This window comes from Citrobacter sp. 506, assembly GCF_050434985.1.
In the GTDB taxonomy this organism is placed as follows: domain Bacteria; phylum Pseudomonadota; class Gammaproteobacteria; order Enterobacterales; family Enterobacteriaceae; genus Citrobacter; species Citrobacter braakii.
In genome coordinates this window covers 228,680-245,387 of sequence record NZ_JBNDJN010000004.1, presented here as the reverse complement: position 1 = coordinate 245,387, position 16,708 = coordinate 228,680, and the positions used below count along the sequence as shown (strand labels likewise).

The following is a 16,708-nucleotide window of genomic DNA, read 5'->3' as shown; positions in this document are numbered from 1 at the left end:
AGTGGAATGCACAACTGAACGTAAGCCGGTTTTCACCTTGCAGGTGAGTGAAGGCGAGGCGGCTAAAGCGGACGAACGCGTGGATGAAGTCGTGATAGGCGTCGGCCCCGCCTTTGATAAGTATCAGCACAAAACATTGATTGATATGCCGCACAAAGCGATTTTGAAAGAGCTGGTTGCCGGCATTGAAGAAGAGGGGCTGCATGCACGGGTGGTGAGGATTCTGCGCACCTCGGATGTTTCATTTATGGCATGGGATGCGGCAAATCTCAGCGGTTCTGGCATCGGGATTGGTATCCAGTCGAAAGGAACCACGGTGATTCATCAGCGCGATCTGCTGCCTCTGAGCAACCTTGAGCTGTTCTCTCAGGCTCCGCTGCTGACGCTGGAAACCTATCGCCAGATTGGTAAAAACGCCGCGCGCTATGCACGTAAAGAGTCGCCTTCGCCAGTGCCAGTGGTTAATGACCAGATGGTACGACCCAAATTTATGGCCAAGGCCGCGCTGTTTCATATCAAAGAGACCAAACACGTGGTGCAGGATGCTGCGCCTGTCACGCTGCATATTGCACTCGTAAGGGAATGACCATGAACGACAACATCATGACCGCGCAGGATTATCCATTAGAGACCCGCTGCCCGGAGAAAATCCAGACTCCTACCGGCAAACCGCTAACCGAGATTACCCTTGAGAATGTGCTGGCGGGCCGCGTAGGTCCGCAGGATGTGCGTATTTCTCAGCAAACGCTGGAGTACCAGGCGCAGATTGCCGAACAGATGCAGCGTCACGCCGTGGCGCGTAATTTCCGTCGTGCGGCGGAGCTTATAGCAATTCCGGATGCCCGTATTCTTGAAATTTATAACGCGCTGCGGCCGTTTCGTTCTTCGTTCGCCGAGCTTCAGGCCATTGCCGATGAACTGGAACATACCTGGCATGCCACGGTGAACGCCGGGTTTGTCCGCGAGTCGGCAGAGGTGTATCTGCAGAGAAACAAGCTGCGTAAAGGCAGCCAGTGACGGAGGTTGTATGCCGTTAATTGCAGGGATTGATATCGGCAACGCCACCACCGAAGTGGCGTTGGCGCAGCATGGCCGGTTTATCGCCAGCGGGATTGTCGCCACGACCGGTATGAAAGGCACACGGGACAATATTGCCGGGGTGGTGGCCTCCCTGCAGCAGGCGCTGAATAACACCCCGTGGTCGCTTCAGGACGTGGCGAAAATCTGCATCAACGAGGCGGCACCGGTGATTGGCGATGTGGCGATGGAAACCATCACTGAAACCATCATTACCGAATCAACAATGATTGGGCATAACCCGCAAACGCCCGGCGGCGTTGGCGTGGGAATGGGAACTACCATCGCCGTGGAGAAGCTGGCGGCGTTGAGCGAAGATCGGTTTACCCAGGGCTGGATCCCGCTGGTCGGTGAGGAGAAGGATTTCCTCGAGGCGGTTTGGTTTATCAATGAAGCGCTGGATCGCGGGGTCAACGTGGTAGCGGCGATCCTGAAAAAAGATGATGGCGTGCTGGTGAACAATCGTCTGCGTCGAACAATGCCGGTGGTAGATGAAGTCACCCTGCTGGAGAAGGTGCCGGAAGGTGTGCTGGCGGCGGTGGAAGTGGCGGCCCCAGGACAGGTGGTGCGAGTGCTGTCGAATCCTTATGGCATCGCGACCTTCTTTACCCTGACGCCCGAGGAAACGCAAACTATCGTCCCCATCGCCAGAGCGCTAATTGGCAACCGTTCCGCCGTGGTGCTGAAAACCCCGCAGGGTGATGTGCGCTCAAGGGTGATCCCGGCGGGTAAGATCTTTATCCGCGGCGAAAAGCGCGGCGGTGAAGCCGACGTAGCGCAAGGCGCACAGGCCATTATGCAGGCGATGAGCACCTGTGCGCCCGTGTGCGATATTCGTGGTGAAGCAGGTACGCATGCAGGTGGCATGCTGGAGCGGGTGCGTAAGGTGATGGCCTCGCTGACCGGTCACGACATGCACGCGGTGTATATTCAGGATCTGTTGGCGGTGGATACGTTTATTCCGCGCAAGGTGCAGGGCGGTATTGCCGGGGAGTGTTCAATGGAGAACGCCGTTGGCATTGCGGCGATGGTGAAATCCGATCGCTTACAGATGCAGGCCATCGCCAGTGAGCTGAGCGCCCGGTTAAACATCCCGGTTGAAGTCGGCGGCGTGGAGGCCAACATGGCTGTTGCCGGTGCGTTAACAACGCCCGGATGTGCTGCACCGCTGGCGATCCTCGATTTAGGCGCAGGCTCTACCGATGCCGCCATTATCAATAGCGATGGCGTTGTGAAAGCGGTCCATCTGGCTGGCGCGGGGAATATGGTCAGCCTGTTGATTCAAACCGAGCTGGGCTTAAGCGATCCGTTTCTGGCGGAGGAAATTAAAAAATACCCGCTGGCAAAAGTGGAGAGCCTGTTCAGCATTCGCCACGAGAACGGCGCGGTGGAGTTTTTTCGCGAACCGCTCAGTCCGTCAGTGTTTGCCAAAGTCGTTTATCTGAAAAACGGCGAGCTGATCCCCGTAGATAACCAGACCTCGCTGGAAAAAATTCGGTTGGTGCGCCGACAGGCCAAAGAGAAAGTTTTTGTGACCAACTGCCTGCGCGCTTTACGCCAGGTGTCACCCGGCGGCTCTATTCGCGATATGACTTTTGTGGTGCTGGTGGGCGGCTCCTCGCTGGATTTCGAAATCCCGCAGATGATCACCGACGCGCTGGCGCATTACGGCGTGGTTGCCGGACAGGGCAACATCCGTGGTACCGAAGGGCCGCGTAATGCGGTAGCGACCGGGCTGGTTTTGGCCGGGATAGTGAATTAATCGTGCAGAAAACAGCCGCCGCAAGCGTTTAGCTGCGGGGTAAATCAAATAAAGGTGATGTTCTCTTTGATATCCCGGCGGAGTTGGGTACATAGTATAAATGTGTCTCTCACGTGGTTAATTTTAAGGATAAGAGCATGCCAACAGCAATTGAGAAAGCATTGGATTTTATTGGTGGTATGAACACTTCGGCGTCAGTACCCCATTCAATGGATGAAAGTACCGCTAAGGGAATCTTAAAGTATTTGCATGACTTAGGTGTGCCAGCGAGTCCGGAAGCTGTGATGGCACGGGGTGAGCAGGAGGGATGGAATCCCGAGTTCACGAAAAAAGTGGCCGGATGGGCAGGAAAAGTGGCCTCCGGTAACCGCATCCTTATCAAGAACCCAGAATATTTTTCAACCTATATGCAGGAGCAGCTCAAAGAGCTAGTTTGAGCTGACTATCGAATCAAACTCTAACGGACGTTTCCATCTCTGGATGGCGACGTCCAGAGGGGGGACAGTGACCAGCTTGTTGCTGGACAGAGGCATCCCGTAATATATCTTCACGCCCCGCCTGCCGTATTCTTCCCGGCTCTTATTTCACATTTTGGTGCGAACAGATATTGATTTGTTCCAGCAGGAATCCTTTTGGCTCGTGCCAACATCTACGGAAGAGCCCCCAAAAAAAGGACCTGCGATTTCTCGCAAGTCCTTGAATCTTGGTGGCCCCTGCTGGACTTGAACCAGCGACCAAGCGATTATGAGTCACAATTTGAAGTGAGTGAAATCAATAACTTGCTGATTTTAAAGATTTCTCTGAGCTGAATAGTGATGAAAAGTGGCGAATAGAGTTGCGCTCTGCTGCCACTTTGCTGCCAATTTATGGGACGTATTCGGAGACAAATTTAAAAATCCAAAATTCAGGCTTATTCAGATAATTTATTTTTTATGAAATCGACAAGATAACTTACATTGTCGGGACACATCATCGCTAGGTTTATGCAGCATCTATCCAGCATTTCAGATTCATTAACACCAAGCAATAGCGCAGCTTCGTAAAATTCTTTATGTTTTTCTGAGCCTGCACCACGATTTAGTGCAGCTGTAGTAACGTCAGGTTCCCCATTTACCAGTATTGAAAGATTATCTACATATTCTAAATTTTTACTTATAATCCATTTTTCAGGCCACTCATTGCCGGGCATGTAGTTTATATTCTCTGAGAACCACTGCGTGAACTCTTCGTGGTTCTTTTCTAGCATAGAATGTGCACATTTTAGGTTGTCTTTATAAAATCTTTTTTGGTCACCATCAAAAATTGTTATTACTTTATTTTTCTTCCCCCTTTGGAAAATAGCGGCCATTTGACGTGACAATGAGCTAGCTGAGCCAATTACTTCAATTTGCAATCTTGAACGGATATTACTAGGAAGAACGCTTGATAAAAGCTTTGCTGCAACTACATCCTCAACCAACACATCGAGTTCTTGAGAGTTTTCCGAGCTTAATTTTCCAAAGGCATATTCAGGAGATATTTCAGTATTAATTATGGTTTTAGAGTTTATACTTTCAATATAGACTCTGGCATCGTCTGGGATACATCCAAATATTATATCTGAGTGAGTGGTGAATATAATTTGTAGCTTTCTTTTATGAGAGGCGGACTTTAATCTTTCAATAAGCTTAACCTGTGCTTCCGCATGAAGGCCCAACTCGATTTCATCAACAATGATTAATGCTCCAGGTTCTGCTGAATATAATATCGAGAATATTTCGAAGAGCGCATTCTCTCCCGCCCCCATGTTGAATCCAGATATTGTTTTACCTTCATGCGTGACAATTGGTAACCTATATCTTGAGTGTGAAACAAATTTAAAATCATCATATTTTTTGTTAAGTATATAACCTACATTGTCTCTTATTTCATTTTCACACCCTAACTCATGGCCATTAAATATAAATAACTTAGCATAACTCTTGGATTGACTTTTTTCACTGTGGGGAACTATTCGTTCAATTCCCAAGAAGATTACTTGACGTTTCACTCTCTTGTCGTAATTATTCCATTTTCCTCCTTTCTTTTTAAAACGTAGTTGCCTACCAATCCCTTTTCCTGTGGGTACTGTCTTAGACGGTGTCCAGTTGTTATGAGCAATATGATATCCTATTGCTATTCCTTCTTGAGGCACTTCGTCAGAATGCTGAATGAAAAAATCTGCAAAAGTATAATAAGGCTTTCTTTTTCCAGACATAATATGCTTATCTTCAGCACTATGATAAGCACAAGCAATCATAGCTAATAAAGTCGATTTTCCAGATCCATTTCTTCCAGCTATTGCTAGCAATGGATAATCTATTTTAATTTCAAATGAGGATAAGGAGCGTAACCTTCCTTGCTCGAGAGCTACTTTTCTTAAAAGCGCGTGCTCTAGTGAATTTGAAAACCATTTTCTTAAACTTAAGTCAGTTTGACTTTCTCTATACTTCATTTTTTCCTCAGTATAAATTTGTAATTTTTTTACTCGAAGTTATTGAATCGGAAATTATGTGTAAGAATATCAAAAGGTTTTGTTTTCATTATTAACTCAGCCTATCAAGAGGGTTAAGCAACATAGCTTCTGATAAATGATCTGGTGCAAAGTGTGCATATCGCATTGTCACTTTAATGTCTGTGTGCCTAAGTATACGTTGAAGCACTAGTATGTTGCCGCCGTTCATCATAAAATGAGACGCGAAGGTATGACGCAAAACATGCGTAAGTTGTCCAGCTGGCGTCTCAATGCCTGCACGTTGCATAGCTTTTCTAAAAGCTGAATAGCATGGTTTAAAAAGCAACTGCGCCTTCCTGCTTGATGGTAGCTCAACCTGTGATTTTTCAGTTATCGGAACCGCGCGATTTTTCTTGCCTTTGGTTTCTACGTAGATGATCTGGCCGGCGCGGATTTGGTTTCCTTTCAAACCTTCTGCCTCACTCCATCGTGCGCCAGTTGCCAAGCAGATTTTCACAATGGTAGCCAGGTCTTTGGAGCGGCTTTTCTCACATTCGGCGAGGAGGGTTCTAATTTCCTCAATGGTAAGATACGCCATCTCCGACTCACTGATTTTAAACTCGCGCATATTCTCTAACGGATTTGGAGCGGTCCATTCGTCCAACCGGCGCAGTTCATTAAACATCGCCCTGAAATACGCCAGTTCTAAATTTACTGTGCGAGGCGTAACCGTCTTCACTCGAGTGGAGCGGGTTATTTTTCCACTTAATCGCTGCTCGCGATAAGATGCAAAAATCTTGGCGTTAAACTCGGTTGCTAGTGGGTTTCCCATCGACTCACAGGCGAACGCCATTGTGGTTCGCCGCTTCTCACCATCAGCCAAAGTAATACCATGCGTGTTAAACCACAATTCAACCAGTTCGATTACTCGCCGCTTATCTGCTTTCTCTCCCAGCCAAGGCTTATCCTGAGCCTGTTCTTTTACAAACTTCTCATAGGATTGTGCTTCACCCTTAGTTGCAAACTGGCGGCGTATCCTTTTGCCGTTACGGCCGTTTGGGAAAACCTGAGCCTGCCATTTACCGTTGCTTAATTTGCTGACTGCCATAGCTTAACTCTGGTTTGTTGAACGCATTAGGCTTTGCCAGTGTTCCTCACTGAGGATTTTAAGAGGGGCGCCTTTATTGTCGCGGTAGTCAATAGCCTGCTCAATTTTTCTACCAAAACTTTGGAATTTCCAATCTTTAGAGCTAAGTGCTCCTATGATGAGGTAATCCAAATCTTGGGTTACGCGATCTGATATTTTACAACCTAGTTTAATTAGGTCGGCTTCACACTGGCGGCGAGAGCCACATAAGAACTTCCCTGTGAGGCACACCTTGCTGCTTTCTGAGGTGAACTTTTCTATGAAGTCCACTGGTGACGTTGTCGAATACCCGTCTACTATGCCCTCAGAGATGTTAGAGCCTGTGAACGCGGTGATCTCCTGTAATAATTCAATGCGTTCGTCCCCAGTTATTATCCCGTCACTGAGAATTTCTCTGACTAATTCATACAAATGTTTACCAGGATAGTTATTTTTAAGGCAAGCATTAGTGGAGAGGAACCAATTAAGATAGCTAATTTCGTCATTACTCAGATGATAATCAGAAGCCATTCCTTTGCATAACCCTTCTAGTAGATGCTTGTCTGAATCAACAGAATAAAGGTCAATATTTGGAGTGTCGATTAGGCCGCGCTGCATCTCAAGCAGTAATTCTTTTAAATCGTCTAGTTCGTTTTGTTCAACGATACCATCAGAGAGAATGTCTGTAATCTTATCTCTAATGCAACCCACATAATAGTTTTGAGAAATTATTTCTGATTCTAATAACCATGTATCAAGAAAAATCATTTCCTTTTCACTAACTTTTCCATCGCAGGTTATACCTTCGATAATGTTAATAAGGTTTGCTATGGCTTTATCTCTATTATTTGAGTAGTTTAATGCGCTGAACTGACTCATTTTAAATCTCCTTATTCCATAAACTCAGTTTTGCTGATGACTTTTCCGAGAACCTTGATTTCAGATACAGAGCATTCAAATGATGCTTTGCCGTTCTCTACGCGTATACGGCCTCCTGGGAAGCGGTAAAGCTCTCGTACACTCGCGATTCCATCAATTTCAATAAACCAGAAACCGTCTACCAGCTCGCCTTCGTAGCTGTCTGCTAGATATGTTGTTTTATCAGCCGTCAAAATGAATGGTGATGTTAAGCCGTCGGGAATGGTTGACCTATCAGTTATGATTTCTTTTTGGGTAGCAATGTTCCCATTTGTGATGTCTATGTGTTTTAGATGCACGGTTTCGTGATCGCGCCCATCCACAAATTTATTGCCAGTGCCCGTACTTAGCCAGATTAATGATGCGCCCGTTTCGAGATGGCAAACTATGACCCAATCAGCCGGGAATGTGTCGCGCGCATACCTGTTCGCCATGGTGCTCTGAGATACACCTAATTGATTACATAGGGATATTCTGGTCGTAAACCCATAGGCTTCAAGGATGCGCCCTATCACCTCTTTACCACCTCTATTCTGGAATATAAAATCTCGAATCAAGCTGATATCATCATTTTTCGTTAAGCTTGTGGTTGACACGTTCATTTGGTGATCCTAATATCTCGATTCAAGATGTTGTGAATAGTGTGAAACAGTGACGAGTAGTAAGTTCGTCGCTCAAATTGAGGAATAGTGCATCATGAATCGTAACTTTTCAATGCGCCCCAGCATCAATCTTGTGGTGTCTGAGCTATTCATCACACTGGATGAGTTCTGTTGTCGCACTGGCTACAAGCTTAGCTATGCCCGTCAGATGATCCGCGAGGGTCGTTTACCTATCCGCAAGAAGGAACGCTCAACCAATGGTTTGCATTTCGTCACAGCATCTACCAGATTCTTATCAAAGTTGCACTGGGTGTCAGTGTTAGAACATACCTTTGGAGTTTCAGCTGCTTTTTCATCGTCACCACTGCCAACGAAATACATGATTATTCCCACAATGATAATCAGTATCAGACAGCCGCTAAGTTTCTGCTTTGCACCAAAGCCAGGATCTTTTACGCCACAGTGTGGGCAGGTCTTTGCAGAGGTTGATACTTCTTTTTTGCATTCTTTGCATTTAGTGAGTGCCAGAAACATTTCCTTATAAATTTTGCGCCTGAATCATAACCAGCCATGAGCAAAATGTAAAAAATGGGCATGGTGTTGGATTAGGATGCGGACGAGGAGGGGGGCTCTTTTGGCATGAGGGGACAAAAAGGGGACACTGACTATTTAAAATAAAAAAGCCACCTTCTCAAAGGTGGCTTAATTATATGATTTTAAAGCTAAAATTTGGTGGCCCCTGCTGGACTTGAACCAGCGACCAAGCGATTATGAGTCGCCTGCTCTAACCACTGAGCTAAGGGGCCGTGGCGGTGGATTATAAAGTAACTCCGCGTTGCAATCCAGACATAAGCGTACGGATGCTGTTTTTATAAACAATGTATTTTCAGTCCGTTATACTTGTTCCTCTGATGTATTGATGGGAGTAATTATGGTTAAGGACATACTGGCGCCGGGGCTGCGGGTGGTGTTTTGCGGCATCAATCCGGGGTTGTCTTCCGCAGGTACAGGATTCCCCTTTGCACATCCCGCTAATCGCTTCTGGAAGGTCATCCATCAGGCGGGATTTACCGATCGCCAGCTCAAACCCGAAGAGGCACAACACTTGCTGGACTTCCGTTGCGGCGTGACTAAATTTGTCGACAGACCGACGGTGCAAGCCAATGAAGTGAAGCTACAGGAGATGCGCAACGGCGGCCGTAAGCTCATTGAGAAAATAGAAGAGTATCAGCCCGCCGCACTCGCAATCCTTGGGAAGCAGGCATTTGAGCTGGGCCTCAGCCAGCGTGGGGCGCAATGGGGAAAACAAACGCTGACTATTGGCGCGACGCAAATATGGGTTTTGCCGAATCCCAGCGGGTTAAGTCGGATTACTCTGGATAAACTGGTGGAGGCGTATCGGGAAGTGAATGACGCCCTGGCCAGGCGGGGACTATAAAGAAAAACGCCACCTTGCGGTGGCGTTTATGCTTATGCGGCGAGATTAATCGTCAAGGAAGCTACGCAGCACTTCAGAGCGGCTCGGGTGGCGCAGTTTACGCAGCGCTTTCGCTTCGATCTGACGGATACGTTCGCGGGTAACGTCGAACTGTTTACCGACTTCTTCCAGCGTGTGGTCGGTATTCATATCGATACCGAAACGCATACGCAGAACTTTCGCTTCACGGGCGGTCAGGCCAGCCAGAACGTCGTGCGTTGCGGCACGCAGGCTCTCGGTAGTAGCAGAATCCAGCGGCAGCTCGAGGGTGGTATCCTCGATGAAATCACCCAGATGCGAATCTTCATCGTCGCCGATCGGCGTTTCCATGGAGATAGGCTCTTTAGCGATCTTCAGCACTTTACGGATCTTGTCTTCCGGCATCAGCATGCGTTCAGCCAGCTCTTCTGGCGTCGGCTCGCGGCCCATCTCTTGCAGCATCTGACGGGAGATACGGTTGAGCTTGTTGATGGTCTCAATCATATGTACCGGGATACGGATGGTACGTGCCTGATCCGCGATCGAGCGGGTGATCGCCTGACGGATCCACCAGGTTGCATAGGTAGAGAACTTGTAACCACGACGGTATTCAAACTTATCAACCGCTTTCATCAGACCGATGTTACCTTCCTGAATCAAATCCAGGAACTGCAGACCACGGTTGGTGTATTTCTTGGCGATAGAGATAACCAGACGTAAGTTCGCTTCAACCATCTCTTTTTTCGCACGGCGGGCTTTCGCTTCACCGATGGACATGCGACGGTTGATGTCTTTAACCTGCTCGATGGTCAGGCCGGTTTCTTCTTCAATCTGCTGCAGTTTCTGCAGTCCGCGGTGAACATCATCTGCCACGTCGTGCAGTTTTTCAGACCACGGTTTGTTCATCGCGATTGCCGCGTTGAACCAGGTTTCGCTGGTTTCGTTGCCAGTGAACAGGGTGATGAAGTTTTTCTTCGGCATTTTGCACTGCTCAACGCAGAGCTTCATGATCAGACGTTCCTGAGTACGCACGCGGTCCATCATGACGCGCATGCTGTTTACCAGGTAGTCGAACTGCTTCGGCACCAGGCGGAACTGTTTGAACACTTCAGACAGCTTCTGAATTTCTTCCTGCGCGGCAGCATGGCTGCGGCCTTTCGCTTTGATGGTGTCGCGAGTGATTTCGTACTGAGTACGCAGTTCACCGAATTTTTCACGCGCTAATTCAGGGTCGATGCTGTTGTCGTCATCGCTGCTGTCGTCGTCATCTTCTTCATCTTCGTCTGCATCGTCATCCATCTCTTCCTGAGAGAGCTCAGAACCGACGTGTGTCGCCGTTGGCGCCATGTCTTCTTCCGCGTTCGGATCGACAAAGCCGGTGATCAGATCGGAAAGACGCGCTTCTTCAGCTTCTACACGATCGTATTGCTCAAGCAGATAGGTGATGGCTTCCGGGTATTCGGCAACAGAGCATTGAACCTGGTTAATCCCGTCTTCGATGCGTTTAGCGATGTCGATTTCGCCTTCACGGGTTAACAGTTCAACGGTACCCATTTCACGCATGTACATGCGGACCGGGTCAGTTGTACGACCGATTTCAGACTCAACGCTGGATAGAACCTGGGCAGCCGCTTCTTCCGCGTCTTCATCGGTGCTGTTGGAGGTTTCAGCAAGCAGCAGATCATCGGCATCAGGTGCTTCTTCCATCACCTGAATACCCATGTCATTGATCATTTGGATGATGTCTTCGATTTGATCTGAATCGACGATATCTTCCGGCAGATGGTCATTGACCTCGGCATAGGTCAGATAGCCTTGCTCCTTACCACGTTGGACAAGTAGCTTCAGCTGTGACTGCGGGTTTTGCTCCATAAGACGGTATCCACACTTAATTCGTTTGATTGGTGTTGGGCGGTAAAACCGCCAACGGCAAAACGAGGGCATACTTATATTTTGCCGCTGCCTCTCCGTGCGGCTGTCGGGGGCTTCCCGAGCGATATTCGGCAGTTAAGCCGTTAAATACTTTTGTCTTTCTGTTATTTCTTGGCCAGTTCCTGGTTCAGCGTCCAGAGTTCCCGGCGTTCTTCGCTGCTTAAACCGTGTGTGCGCTCACGAGCTATCAACTCTTCCTGGCGCAGCTCAAGCATCGAATCAAACATATGGTTGAGTGAGTCGGTGAAGGTTTTTTCTGCGATATCTTTATCTGCTATATCGTCCCACATCGACAGTTTTTCAAGGGTCGCAGCATCATTTGTGCCACGATAGTGTTCTAAAAGTTGTCCGGTGGTCAGACCTGGCTGAGCCAGACAAGTGTTGACCAGTTCTCTGAATAAGCCAAGTCCAGGCAGCTTATTGCTATCCAGTGCGCCTAACGGCGGAACCAGCGGGGCGAGACCCGGGTTCTGTACCAGCAACCCTATAAGTATACGCATGGTCGTACGTTTTAGCTGTGGAACAGGGCGGGAAGCCCCATTTTCTGCCAGTTTTGGCATTAAACGTTCAAGCTGACTGTCATCCAGAATGCCGAGCTTGTTTCCCAACTCCTGTCGCAGATAAATGCGTAACGTTTCGCCTGGTACCTGAGTAATCAGCGGTAATGCCAGCGTGCTGAGCTGTGCGCGTCCGTCCGGGGTACTCAAATCCACCTGCGGCAACAGGCTGTTAAATAAAAACGCGGAGAGCGGCAGCGCCTTCTCCATCCGGGCTTCAAAGGCCTCTTTCCCTTCTTTACGCACCAGCGTATCGGGGTCTTCGCCGTCAGGTAAAAACATAAAGCGTAGCTGGCGTCCGTCTGTCATATAGGGCAGTGCGGTTTCCAGCGCGCGCCATGCTGCGTCGCGTCCGGCACGGTCACCGTCGTAACAGCAAATTACGTTGTTCGTCGCGCGGAACAACAACTGGATGTGATCGGCGGTGGTTGACGTCCCAAGGGATGCCACAGCGTAGTTAATGCCGTATTGCGCCAGCGCCACCACATCCATATAGCCTTCTACCACTAACAGGCGCTGCGGATCGGCGTTATCCTGCTGGGCTTCATAAAGGCCATACAGCTGGCGACCTTTATGGAAAATATCGGTTTCCGGGGAGTTGAGATACTTCGGCAGGGCATCGCCCAGCACGCGTCCACCAAAACCAATGACTCGACCACGTTTGTCGCGGATGGGGAACATCACCCGTTCGCGGAAGCGATCGTAACTGCGTCCCTGATCGTTGGTGACCAACATTCCCGCATCGACCAGCGATTTACGATTCTCAGCATTGCCGCCAAACCGTTTCAGGACGTTGTCCCAGCCGGGGGGCGCAAAACCAATAGCAAAACGGGTGATCACGTCGCTACTTAATCCTCGCTTTTCCAGGTATTGGCGCGCGGGGGTAGCGGCGGGTTGCATCAAAGACTGTTGATAAAAAGTGTTCAGGCCGTCCATCAATTGATAAAGGCTTTGCCGTTGATGGCGCTCTATCTGACTAGGGCCACTGCCTGCTTCATAGGGCACTTCAAGGTTGTGCATTGCGGCCAGTTCTTCGACGGTTTCCACAAACTCGAGCTTGTCGTAGTTCATGAGAAAGTCGACGGCGTTGCCATGTGCGCCACACCCAAAGCAGTGATAAAACTGTTTCTCACCGTTTACGGTGAAAGAGGGGGTTTTTTCGTTATGGAACGGACAGCACGCGTGATAATTTTTGCCCTGCTTCTTCAGCTTTACCCGCGCGTCGATGAGATCGACAATGTCGGTTCTTGCCAGCAGGTCATTTATAAATACGCGTGGAATTCGTCCAGCCATATGCCCCGTTTATTTTTTTATGACTTATATACACAAAATCATTCAAGATGCATCAAGACGGCAAGGGAGCGAATCCTCAGGAGCGTACATCAGTACGTGACTGGAGGGAACGACTGCAGCCAACGCAGAGGCAGCTTGAATGATGACGCGTATAAACGAAAACAAGCCGCGCATTCCTTCCGGAAGCACGGCCTTACAACTACAACTCTGTCTGAATTGAGAGCCTTGGCTCTCAATGGATTAGTACAGACGAGTACGGCGTGCGTTTTCGCGAGCCAGTTTCTTCGCGTGACGTTTCACAGCAGAAGCTTTAGCGCGCTTACGTTCAGTAGTCGGTTTTTCATAGAACTCACGACGACGAACTTCCGCCAGAACACCTGCTTTTTCGCATGAACGCTTGAAGCGACGCAGTGCTACGTCGAACGGCTCGTTTTCACGTACTTTAATTACCGGCATGTAACTCTCACCTTTATAAATTCGGTTTGCCGCTGGCATCAACGCCAGCTTATTTCAAAATGGTGCGGAATTTTACTGCAATTGCTGCTGCTTTGTAAAGCACCGACGCGATTTTGAAAGGGACTTTTATAAGGATAAGGAGTATACACGAGCGGAACTCCTGGGGCGAACAAAGTTTTACATCAACCCGCATTGGTCCTACACTGCGCGGTAATAGAGCGAGGTAAAACAAGTCATGCGTGTACTGGGTATTGAAACATCCTGCGATGAAACCGGCATCGCCATTTACGACGATGAAAAAGGTCTTTTAGCCAACCAATTGTATAGTCAGGTGAAATTACACGCTGACTACGGCGGCGTAGTGCCAGAACTGGCCTCGCGCGATCACGTACGTAAAACCGTACCGCTGATCCAGGCCGCGCTGAAAGAAGCGGGACTGACGGCAAAAGAGATTGATGCGGTGGCGTATACCGCAGGTCCTGGTCTGGTTGGCGCGCTGCTGGTCGGCGCAACCGTAGGACGTTCGCTGGCGTTCGCTTGGGGCGTACCGGCAATTCCTGTGCACCATATGGAAGGGCATCTGCTGGCGCCGATGCTGGAAGATAATCCCCCTGCTTTCCCGTTCGTTGCGCTGCTGGTTTCCGGCGGTCACACGCAACTGATCAGCGTCACCGGTATTGGGCAGTATGAATTGCTGGGTGAATCGATAGATGATGCCGCTGGTGAAGCGTTCGATAAAACGGCCAAGCTGCTGGGGCTGGATTATCCTGGCGGCCCAATGCTGTCAAAGCTTGCATCGCAAGGCGTTGAAAAACGCTTTGTCTTCCCGCGCCCGATGACCGACCGTCCGGGTCTGGATTTCAGCTTCTCCGGCCTGAAAACCTTCGCCGCGAATACCATTCGTAATAACGAAAATGACGATCAGACGCGTGCAGATATCGCCCGTGCGTTTGAAGATGCTGTGGTTGATACGCTGATGATCAAGTGTAAACGCGCGCTGGATCAAACCGGTTTTAAACGTCTGGTAATGGCGGGGGGCGTGAGCGCTAACCGTACGCTGCGTGCAAAACTGGCCGAGATGATGCAAAAGCGTCGTGGCGAAGTGTTTTACGCGCGTCCGGAATTTTGCACCGATAACGGGGCGATGATCGCCTACGCGGGCATGGTGCGTTTTAAAGCGGGTGCAACGGCGGATCTTGGCGTGACCGTGCGTCCTCGCTGGCCGCTGGCGGAATTACCGGCGGCATAAGTACATAATATTGTAGGCCCGGTAAGCGTAGCGCCACCGGGCAATACTCTACTCCCGCAGCATCCCTTTCTCTTCCAGAAACGCGATAATTTTTTCCAGACCCTCTCCGGATTTTAAATTACTAAACGTCCACGGACGCTCGCCGCGCATGCGTAGGGTATCGCGCTCCATCACCTCCAGCGAGGCGCCTACGTAAGGGGCCAGATCGGTTTTATTGATCACCAGAAAATCAGATTTGGTGATCCCCGGGCCACCCTTACGCGGGATCTTCTCACCTTCGGCAACGTCGATCACATAGATCGTCAGATCCGCTAATTCCGGGCTGAAGGTGGCACTCAGGTTATCGCCGCCGCTTTCCACAAAAATCAGATCCAGATTGCCGAATTTCTCGCTCAGCGCCTCAACGGCGGCCAGATTCATCGACGCATCTTCACGGATAGCGGTGTGCGGGCAACCGCCGGTTTCCACGCCGACGATCCTGTCTGGCTCCAGTGCGCCTGCTTCGGTGAGAATGCGCTGATCTTCTTTGGTATAGATATCGTTGGTTACCACCGCCAGTTGATAGCTGCTGCGCATGGATTTGCATAACGCTTCCAGCAGCGCCGTTTTGCCGGAGCCAACCGGGCCGCCAACGCCCACGCGCAGGGGATGCTTGTTGTTACTCATTTTTTCTCCTCAGGAGCGGAATAATCGGGAATATTGGGTTTCATGCCGGGCAGATGCGATGGCCGCCAACGGGGTTGCTGAGCCGAGGCTGGCGTCAGGACACGCCAGCGCCTGTGCCAGACCTTGTGCATACCGGTTGCAGAGCGCAATGATCAAACGCTGGGCCGCCTGCTGCCCAAAAGGGACCAGTTTGACGCCAGCCATCACTGCGCTCTCAATCCAGCTGTAGCCGAGGCTTAATGCCAGCTCCGTCAGGGGGATTTTCCAGCGCACGCCCAGCCAGGCCATACCGCAGAGTTGGCTGTCGACAAAGAGCGCGCGCCACTCCCGCGAGCAATCTGCTTCCCAGTCGGTGACCAGCCGCGTAAACGCCGCGCCCCGACTGCGTTCTTCATCCCGTAGTTCGCGGGTTTCCCGACAGGCCAACAGGTAAGCGCTCCAGCGGCGTGCTGCAGCGAGATCGTCCTGCTCGCAGGCGCGATACAGTCTCGCCAGTAGCGGTAGGTCGACGGTAAAGAAGTTCTGCTCCATCTGCTGGATTTGCCAGTCAGAGAAGTCATCGGCGCTTTTCACCCAGCCGATTTCAACCGCCCACTCCAGACCCTGGGACCAGGTAAACGACCCCACCGGGAGAGCGCTGCTGGCGAGCTGCATCAGACGCAGCTGTTGGATGTTATGCATCAGTGCGCATGGGCGTGATGATGCCCGTGTGATTCACTGGCATAAGCGCCTGCTTCCGGTTCAAACGGTAGTTGAGCAAACGTCACCTCCAGGCTGAACTGGCGCAACATGGCGTCCAGCACATGATCGTGATGGTAGCGCAACTCATCCGGCAGAATTTGCAGCGGAACGTGGCGATTGCCGAGGTGATAACAGGCTTTGGCGAGCAGGAAAGGATCGGCGCAGCGCACCACGGAAACCGACTCCGGCGCGGCGATCACTTCGATAACCTCGCTGCCATCTTCGGTGGTCAGCAGATCACCACTGCGTAACAGCAAACCGCGCGGAAGCATTAGCCCGGCTTCGCGACCGTCGTTCAGCGTCACTCTGGCACGGCTTTTTACTCGAATATCAATGGGTAGCGTGACGCTTGCGGTGACGCGGTAGGCGTGGTCAAGGCGTTGGGTCAGGTAGATCATCG

The 16,708-nt window shown here is 50.1% G+C and carries 16 protein-coding genes, 1 tRNA gene and 1 pseudogene; 7 read left to right on the top strand and 11 right to left on the bottom strand.

Features of this window, described 5'->3' with window-relative positions; all coding sequences use genetic code 11:
• Position 1 precedes the first annotated feature (1 nt).
• From ABIE10_RS16710 to ABIE10_RS16695, 4 genes are all read left to right on the top strand, one after another.
• On the top strand, positions 2–586 hold the full coding sequence (locus tag ABIE10_RS16710) for a propanediol/glycerol family dehydratase medium subunit (RefSeq protein ID WP_016154579.1): 585 nt from the start codon (positions 2–4) through the stop codon (positions 584–586).
• Between the two features lie 2 nt (positions 587–588).
• The gene (locus ABIE10_RS16705; protein WP_429156350.1) at positions 589–1,017 is read left to right on the top strand and encodes a diol dehydratase small subunit; all 429 of its coding nucleotides are present in this window, start codon (positions 589–591) and stop codon (positions 1,015–1,017) included.
• A 10-nt stretch (positions 1,018–1,027) separates the two neighbouring features.
• Positions 1,028–2,839 carry a diol dehydratase reactivase subunit alpha gene (locus ABIE10_RS16700; RefSeq protein WP_429156348.1) on the top strand — a complete coding sequence of 604 codons (1,812 nt, stop codon included), beginning with the start codon at positions 1,028–1,030 and terminating at the stop codon, positions 2,837–2,839.
• 113 nt (positions 2,840–2,952) lie between these two features.
• Complete coding sequence (locus tag ABIE10_RS16695; protein ID WP_429156346.1) at positions 2,953–3,276, top strand: DUF1889 family protein; 324 nt, start codon at positions 2,953–2,955, stop codon at positions 3,274–3,276.
• Between the two features lie 473 nt (positions 3,277–3,749).
• On the opposite strand, the gene ABIE10_RS16690 is transcribed toward ABIE10_RS16695, so the two are convergent.
• The 4 genes from ABIE10_RS16690 to ABIE10_RS16675 form a co-directional block, all read right to left on the bottom strand.
• Positions 3,750–5,312: an ATP-dependent nuclease gene (locus ABIE10_RS16690; RefSeq protein WP_103767092.1), complete on the bottom strand. Its 1,563-nt coding sequence runs from the start codon at positions 5,310–5,312 to the stop codon at positions 3,750–3,752.
• Positions 5,313–5,403: 91 nt separating this feature from the next.
• Positions 5,404–6,420: a phage integrase gene (locus ABIE10_RS16685; RefSeq protein ID WP_103767093.1), complete on the bottom strand. Its 1,017-nt coding sequence runs from the start codon at positions 6,418–6,420 to the stop codon at positions 5,404–5,406.
• Between the two features lie 3 nt (positions 6,421–6,423).
• Positions 6,424–7,317 carry a BRCT domain-containing protein gene (locus ABIE10_RS16680; protein ID WP_103767094.1) on the bottom strand — a complete coding sequence of 298 codons (894 nt, stop codon included), beginning with the start codon at positions 7,315–7,317 and terminating at the stop codon, positions 6,424–6,426.
• An 11-nt stretch (positions 7,318–7,328) separates the two neighbouring features.
• Positions 7,329–7,952 (bottom strand): phage repressor protein CI, encoded by a 624-nt coding sequence (locus tag ABIE10_RS16675; RefSeq protein WP_103767161.1) that lies wholly within the window; start codon positions 7,950–7,952, stop codon positions 7,329–7,331.
• 100 nt (positions 7,953–8,052) lie between these two features.
• Between ABIE10_RS16675 and ABIE10_RS16670 the strand changes: the two are divergent.
• Positions 8,053–8,205 (top strand): annotated as a pseudogene (locus tag ABIE10_RS16670) (regulator); the annotation flags it as partial.
• Between the two features lie 483 nt (positions 8,206–8,688).
• Here the strand turns inward: ABIE10_RS16670 and ABIE10_RS16665 are convergent.
• Positions 8,689–8,764, bottom strand: a tRNA-Ile gene (locus ABIE10_RS16665).
• Between the two features lie 125 nt (positions 8,765–8,889).
• Here ABIE10_RS16665 and mug point away from each other — a divergent pair.
• Positions 8,890–9,396: a G/U mismatch-specific DNA glycosylase gene (mug, locus tag ABIE10_RS16660; RefSeq protein WP_429156343.1), complete on the top strand. Its 507-nt coding sequence runs from the start codon at positions 8,890–8,892 to the stop codon at positions 9,394–9,396.
• 45 nt (positions 9,397–9,441) lie between these two features.
• Here the strand turns inward: mug and rpoD are convergent, their stop codons facing one another.
• The 3 genes from rpoD to rpsU all read right to left on the bottom strand — a co-directional run bounded on the left by rpoD (position 9,442) and on the right by rpsU (position 13,652).
• Positions 9,442–11,286 carry an RNA polymerase sigma factor RpoD gene (gene rpoD, locus ABIE10_RS16655; RefSeq protein ID WP_016154549.1) on the bottom strand — a complete coding sequence of 615 codons (1,845 nt, stop codon included), beginning with the start codon at positions 11,284–11,286 and terminating at the stop codon, positions 9,442–9,444.
• 164 nt (positions 11,287–11,450) lie between these two features.
• The gene (dnaG, locus tag ABIE10_RS16650; protein ID WP_046276250.1) at positions 11,451–13,196 is read right to left on the bottom strand and encodes a DNA primase; all 1,746 of its coding nucleotides are present in this window, start codon (positions 13,194–13,196) and stop codon (positions 11,451–11,453) included.
• Between the two features lie 240 nt (positions 13,197–13,436).
• A complete protein-coding gene (gene rpsU, locus ABIE10_RS16645) occupies positions 13,437–13,652 on the bottom strand; it encodes a 30S ribosomal protein S21 (RefSeq protein WP_001144069.1) in 216 nt (71 codons plus the stop codon).
• Between the two features lie 235 nt (positions 13,653–13,887).
• On the opposite strand from rpsU, the gene tsaD reads away from it, so the two are divergent.
• Positions 13,888–14,901 (top strand): tRNA (adenosine(37)-N6)-threonylcarbamoyltransferase complex transferase subunit TsaD, encoded by a 1,014-nt coding sequence (gene tsaD, locus ABIE10_RS16640; protein ID WP_003024694.1) that lies wholly within the window; start codon positions 13,888–13,890, stop codon positions 14,899–14,901.
• Positions 14,902–14,949: 48 nt separating this feature from the next.
• Here tsaD and ureG read toward each other — a convergent pair whose 3' ends face one another.
• From ureG to ureE, 3 genes are read right to left on the bottom strand one after another with little or no spacing between them, the layout of a single operon-like run.
• Positions 14,950–15,567 (bottom strand): urease accessory protein UreG, encoded by a 618-nt coding sequence (gene ureG, locus ABIE10_RS16635; protein ID WP_016154547.1) that lies wholly within the window; start codon positions 15,565–15,567, stop codon positions 14,950–14,952.
• Between the two features lie 9 nt (positions 15,568–15,576).
• Entirely contained in the window at positions 15,577–16,248 is a 672-nt protein-coding gene (locus ABIE10_RS16630) for an urease accessory protein UreF (RefSeq protein ID WP_016154546.1), read from the bottom strand.
• Entirely contained in the window at positions 16,248–16,706 is a 459-nt protein-coding gene (gene ureE / locus ABIE10_RS16625; RefSeq protein WP_286455561.1) for an urease accessory protein UreE, read from the bottom strand. The genes ABIE10_RS16630 and ureE overlap by 1 nt, the downstream gene beginning before the upstream one ends.
• Between the last annotated feature and the right edge of the window lie 2 nt (positions 16,707–16,708).

What these genes read in the sequence shown, in the direction of transcription:
- ABIE10_RS16690 (WP_103767092.1), bottom strand. Translation starts at nt 5,312, where the DNA reads ATGAAGTATAGAGAAAGTCAAACTGACTTAAGTTTAAGAAAATGGTTT.
- tsaD (WP_003024694.1), top strand. Translation starts at nt 13,888, where the DNA reads ATGCGTGTACTGGGTATTGAAACATCCTGCGATGAAACCGGCATCGCC.
- ABIE10_RS16630 (WP_016154546.1), bottom strand. Translation starts at nt 16,248, where the DNA reads ATGCATAACATCCAACAGCTGCGTCTGATGCAGCTCGCCAGCAGCGCT.
- ureE (WP_286455561.1), bottom strand. Translation starts at nt 16,706, where the DNA reads ATGATCTACCTGACCCAACGCCTTGACCACGCCTACCGCGTCACCGCA.
- ureG (WP_016154547.1), bottom strand. Translation starts at nt 15,567, where the DNA reads ATGAGTAACAACAAGCATCCCCTGCGCGTGGGCGTTGGCGGCCCGGTT.
- ABIE10_RS16680 (WP_103767094.1), bottom strand. Translation starts at nt 7,317, where the DNA reads ATGAGTCAGTTCAGCGCATTAAACTACTCAAATAATAGAGATAAAGCC.
- ABIE10_RS16705 (WP_429156350.1), top strand. Translation starts at nt 589, where the DNA reads ATGAACGACAACATCATGACCGCGCAGGATTATCCATTAGAGACCCGC.
- rpoD (WP_016154549.1), bottom strand. Translation starts at nt 11,286, where the DNA reads ATGGAGCAAAACCCGCAGTCACAGCTGAAGCTACTTGTCCAACGTGGT.
- dnaG (WP_046276250.1), bottom strand. Translation starts at nt 13,196, where the DNA reads ATGGCTGGACGAATTCCACGCGTATTTATAAATGACCTGCTGGCAAGA.
- ABIE10_RS16700 (WP_429156348.1), top strand. Translation starts at nt 1,028, where the DNA reads ATGCCGTTAATTGCAGGGATTGATATCGGCAACGCCACCACCGAAGTG.
- rpsU (WP_001144069.1), bottom strand. Translation starts at nt 13,652, where the DNA reads ATGCCGGTAATTAAAGTACGTGAAAACGAGCCGTTCGACGTAGCACTG.
- mug (WP_429156343.1), top strand. Translation starts at nt 8,890, where the DNA reads ATGGTTAAGGACATACTGGCGCCGGGGCTGCGGGTGGTGTTTTGCGGC.
- ABIE10_RS16685 (WP_103767093.1), bottom strand. Translation starts at nt 6,420, where the DNA reads ATGGCAGTCAGCAAATTAAGCAACGGTAAATGGCAGGCTCAGGTTTTC.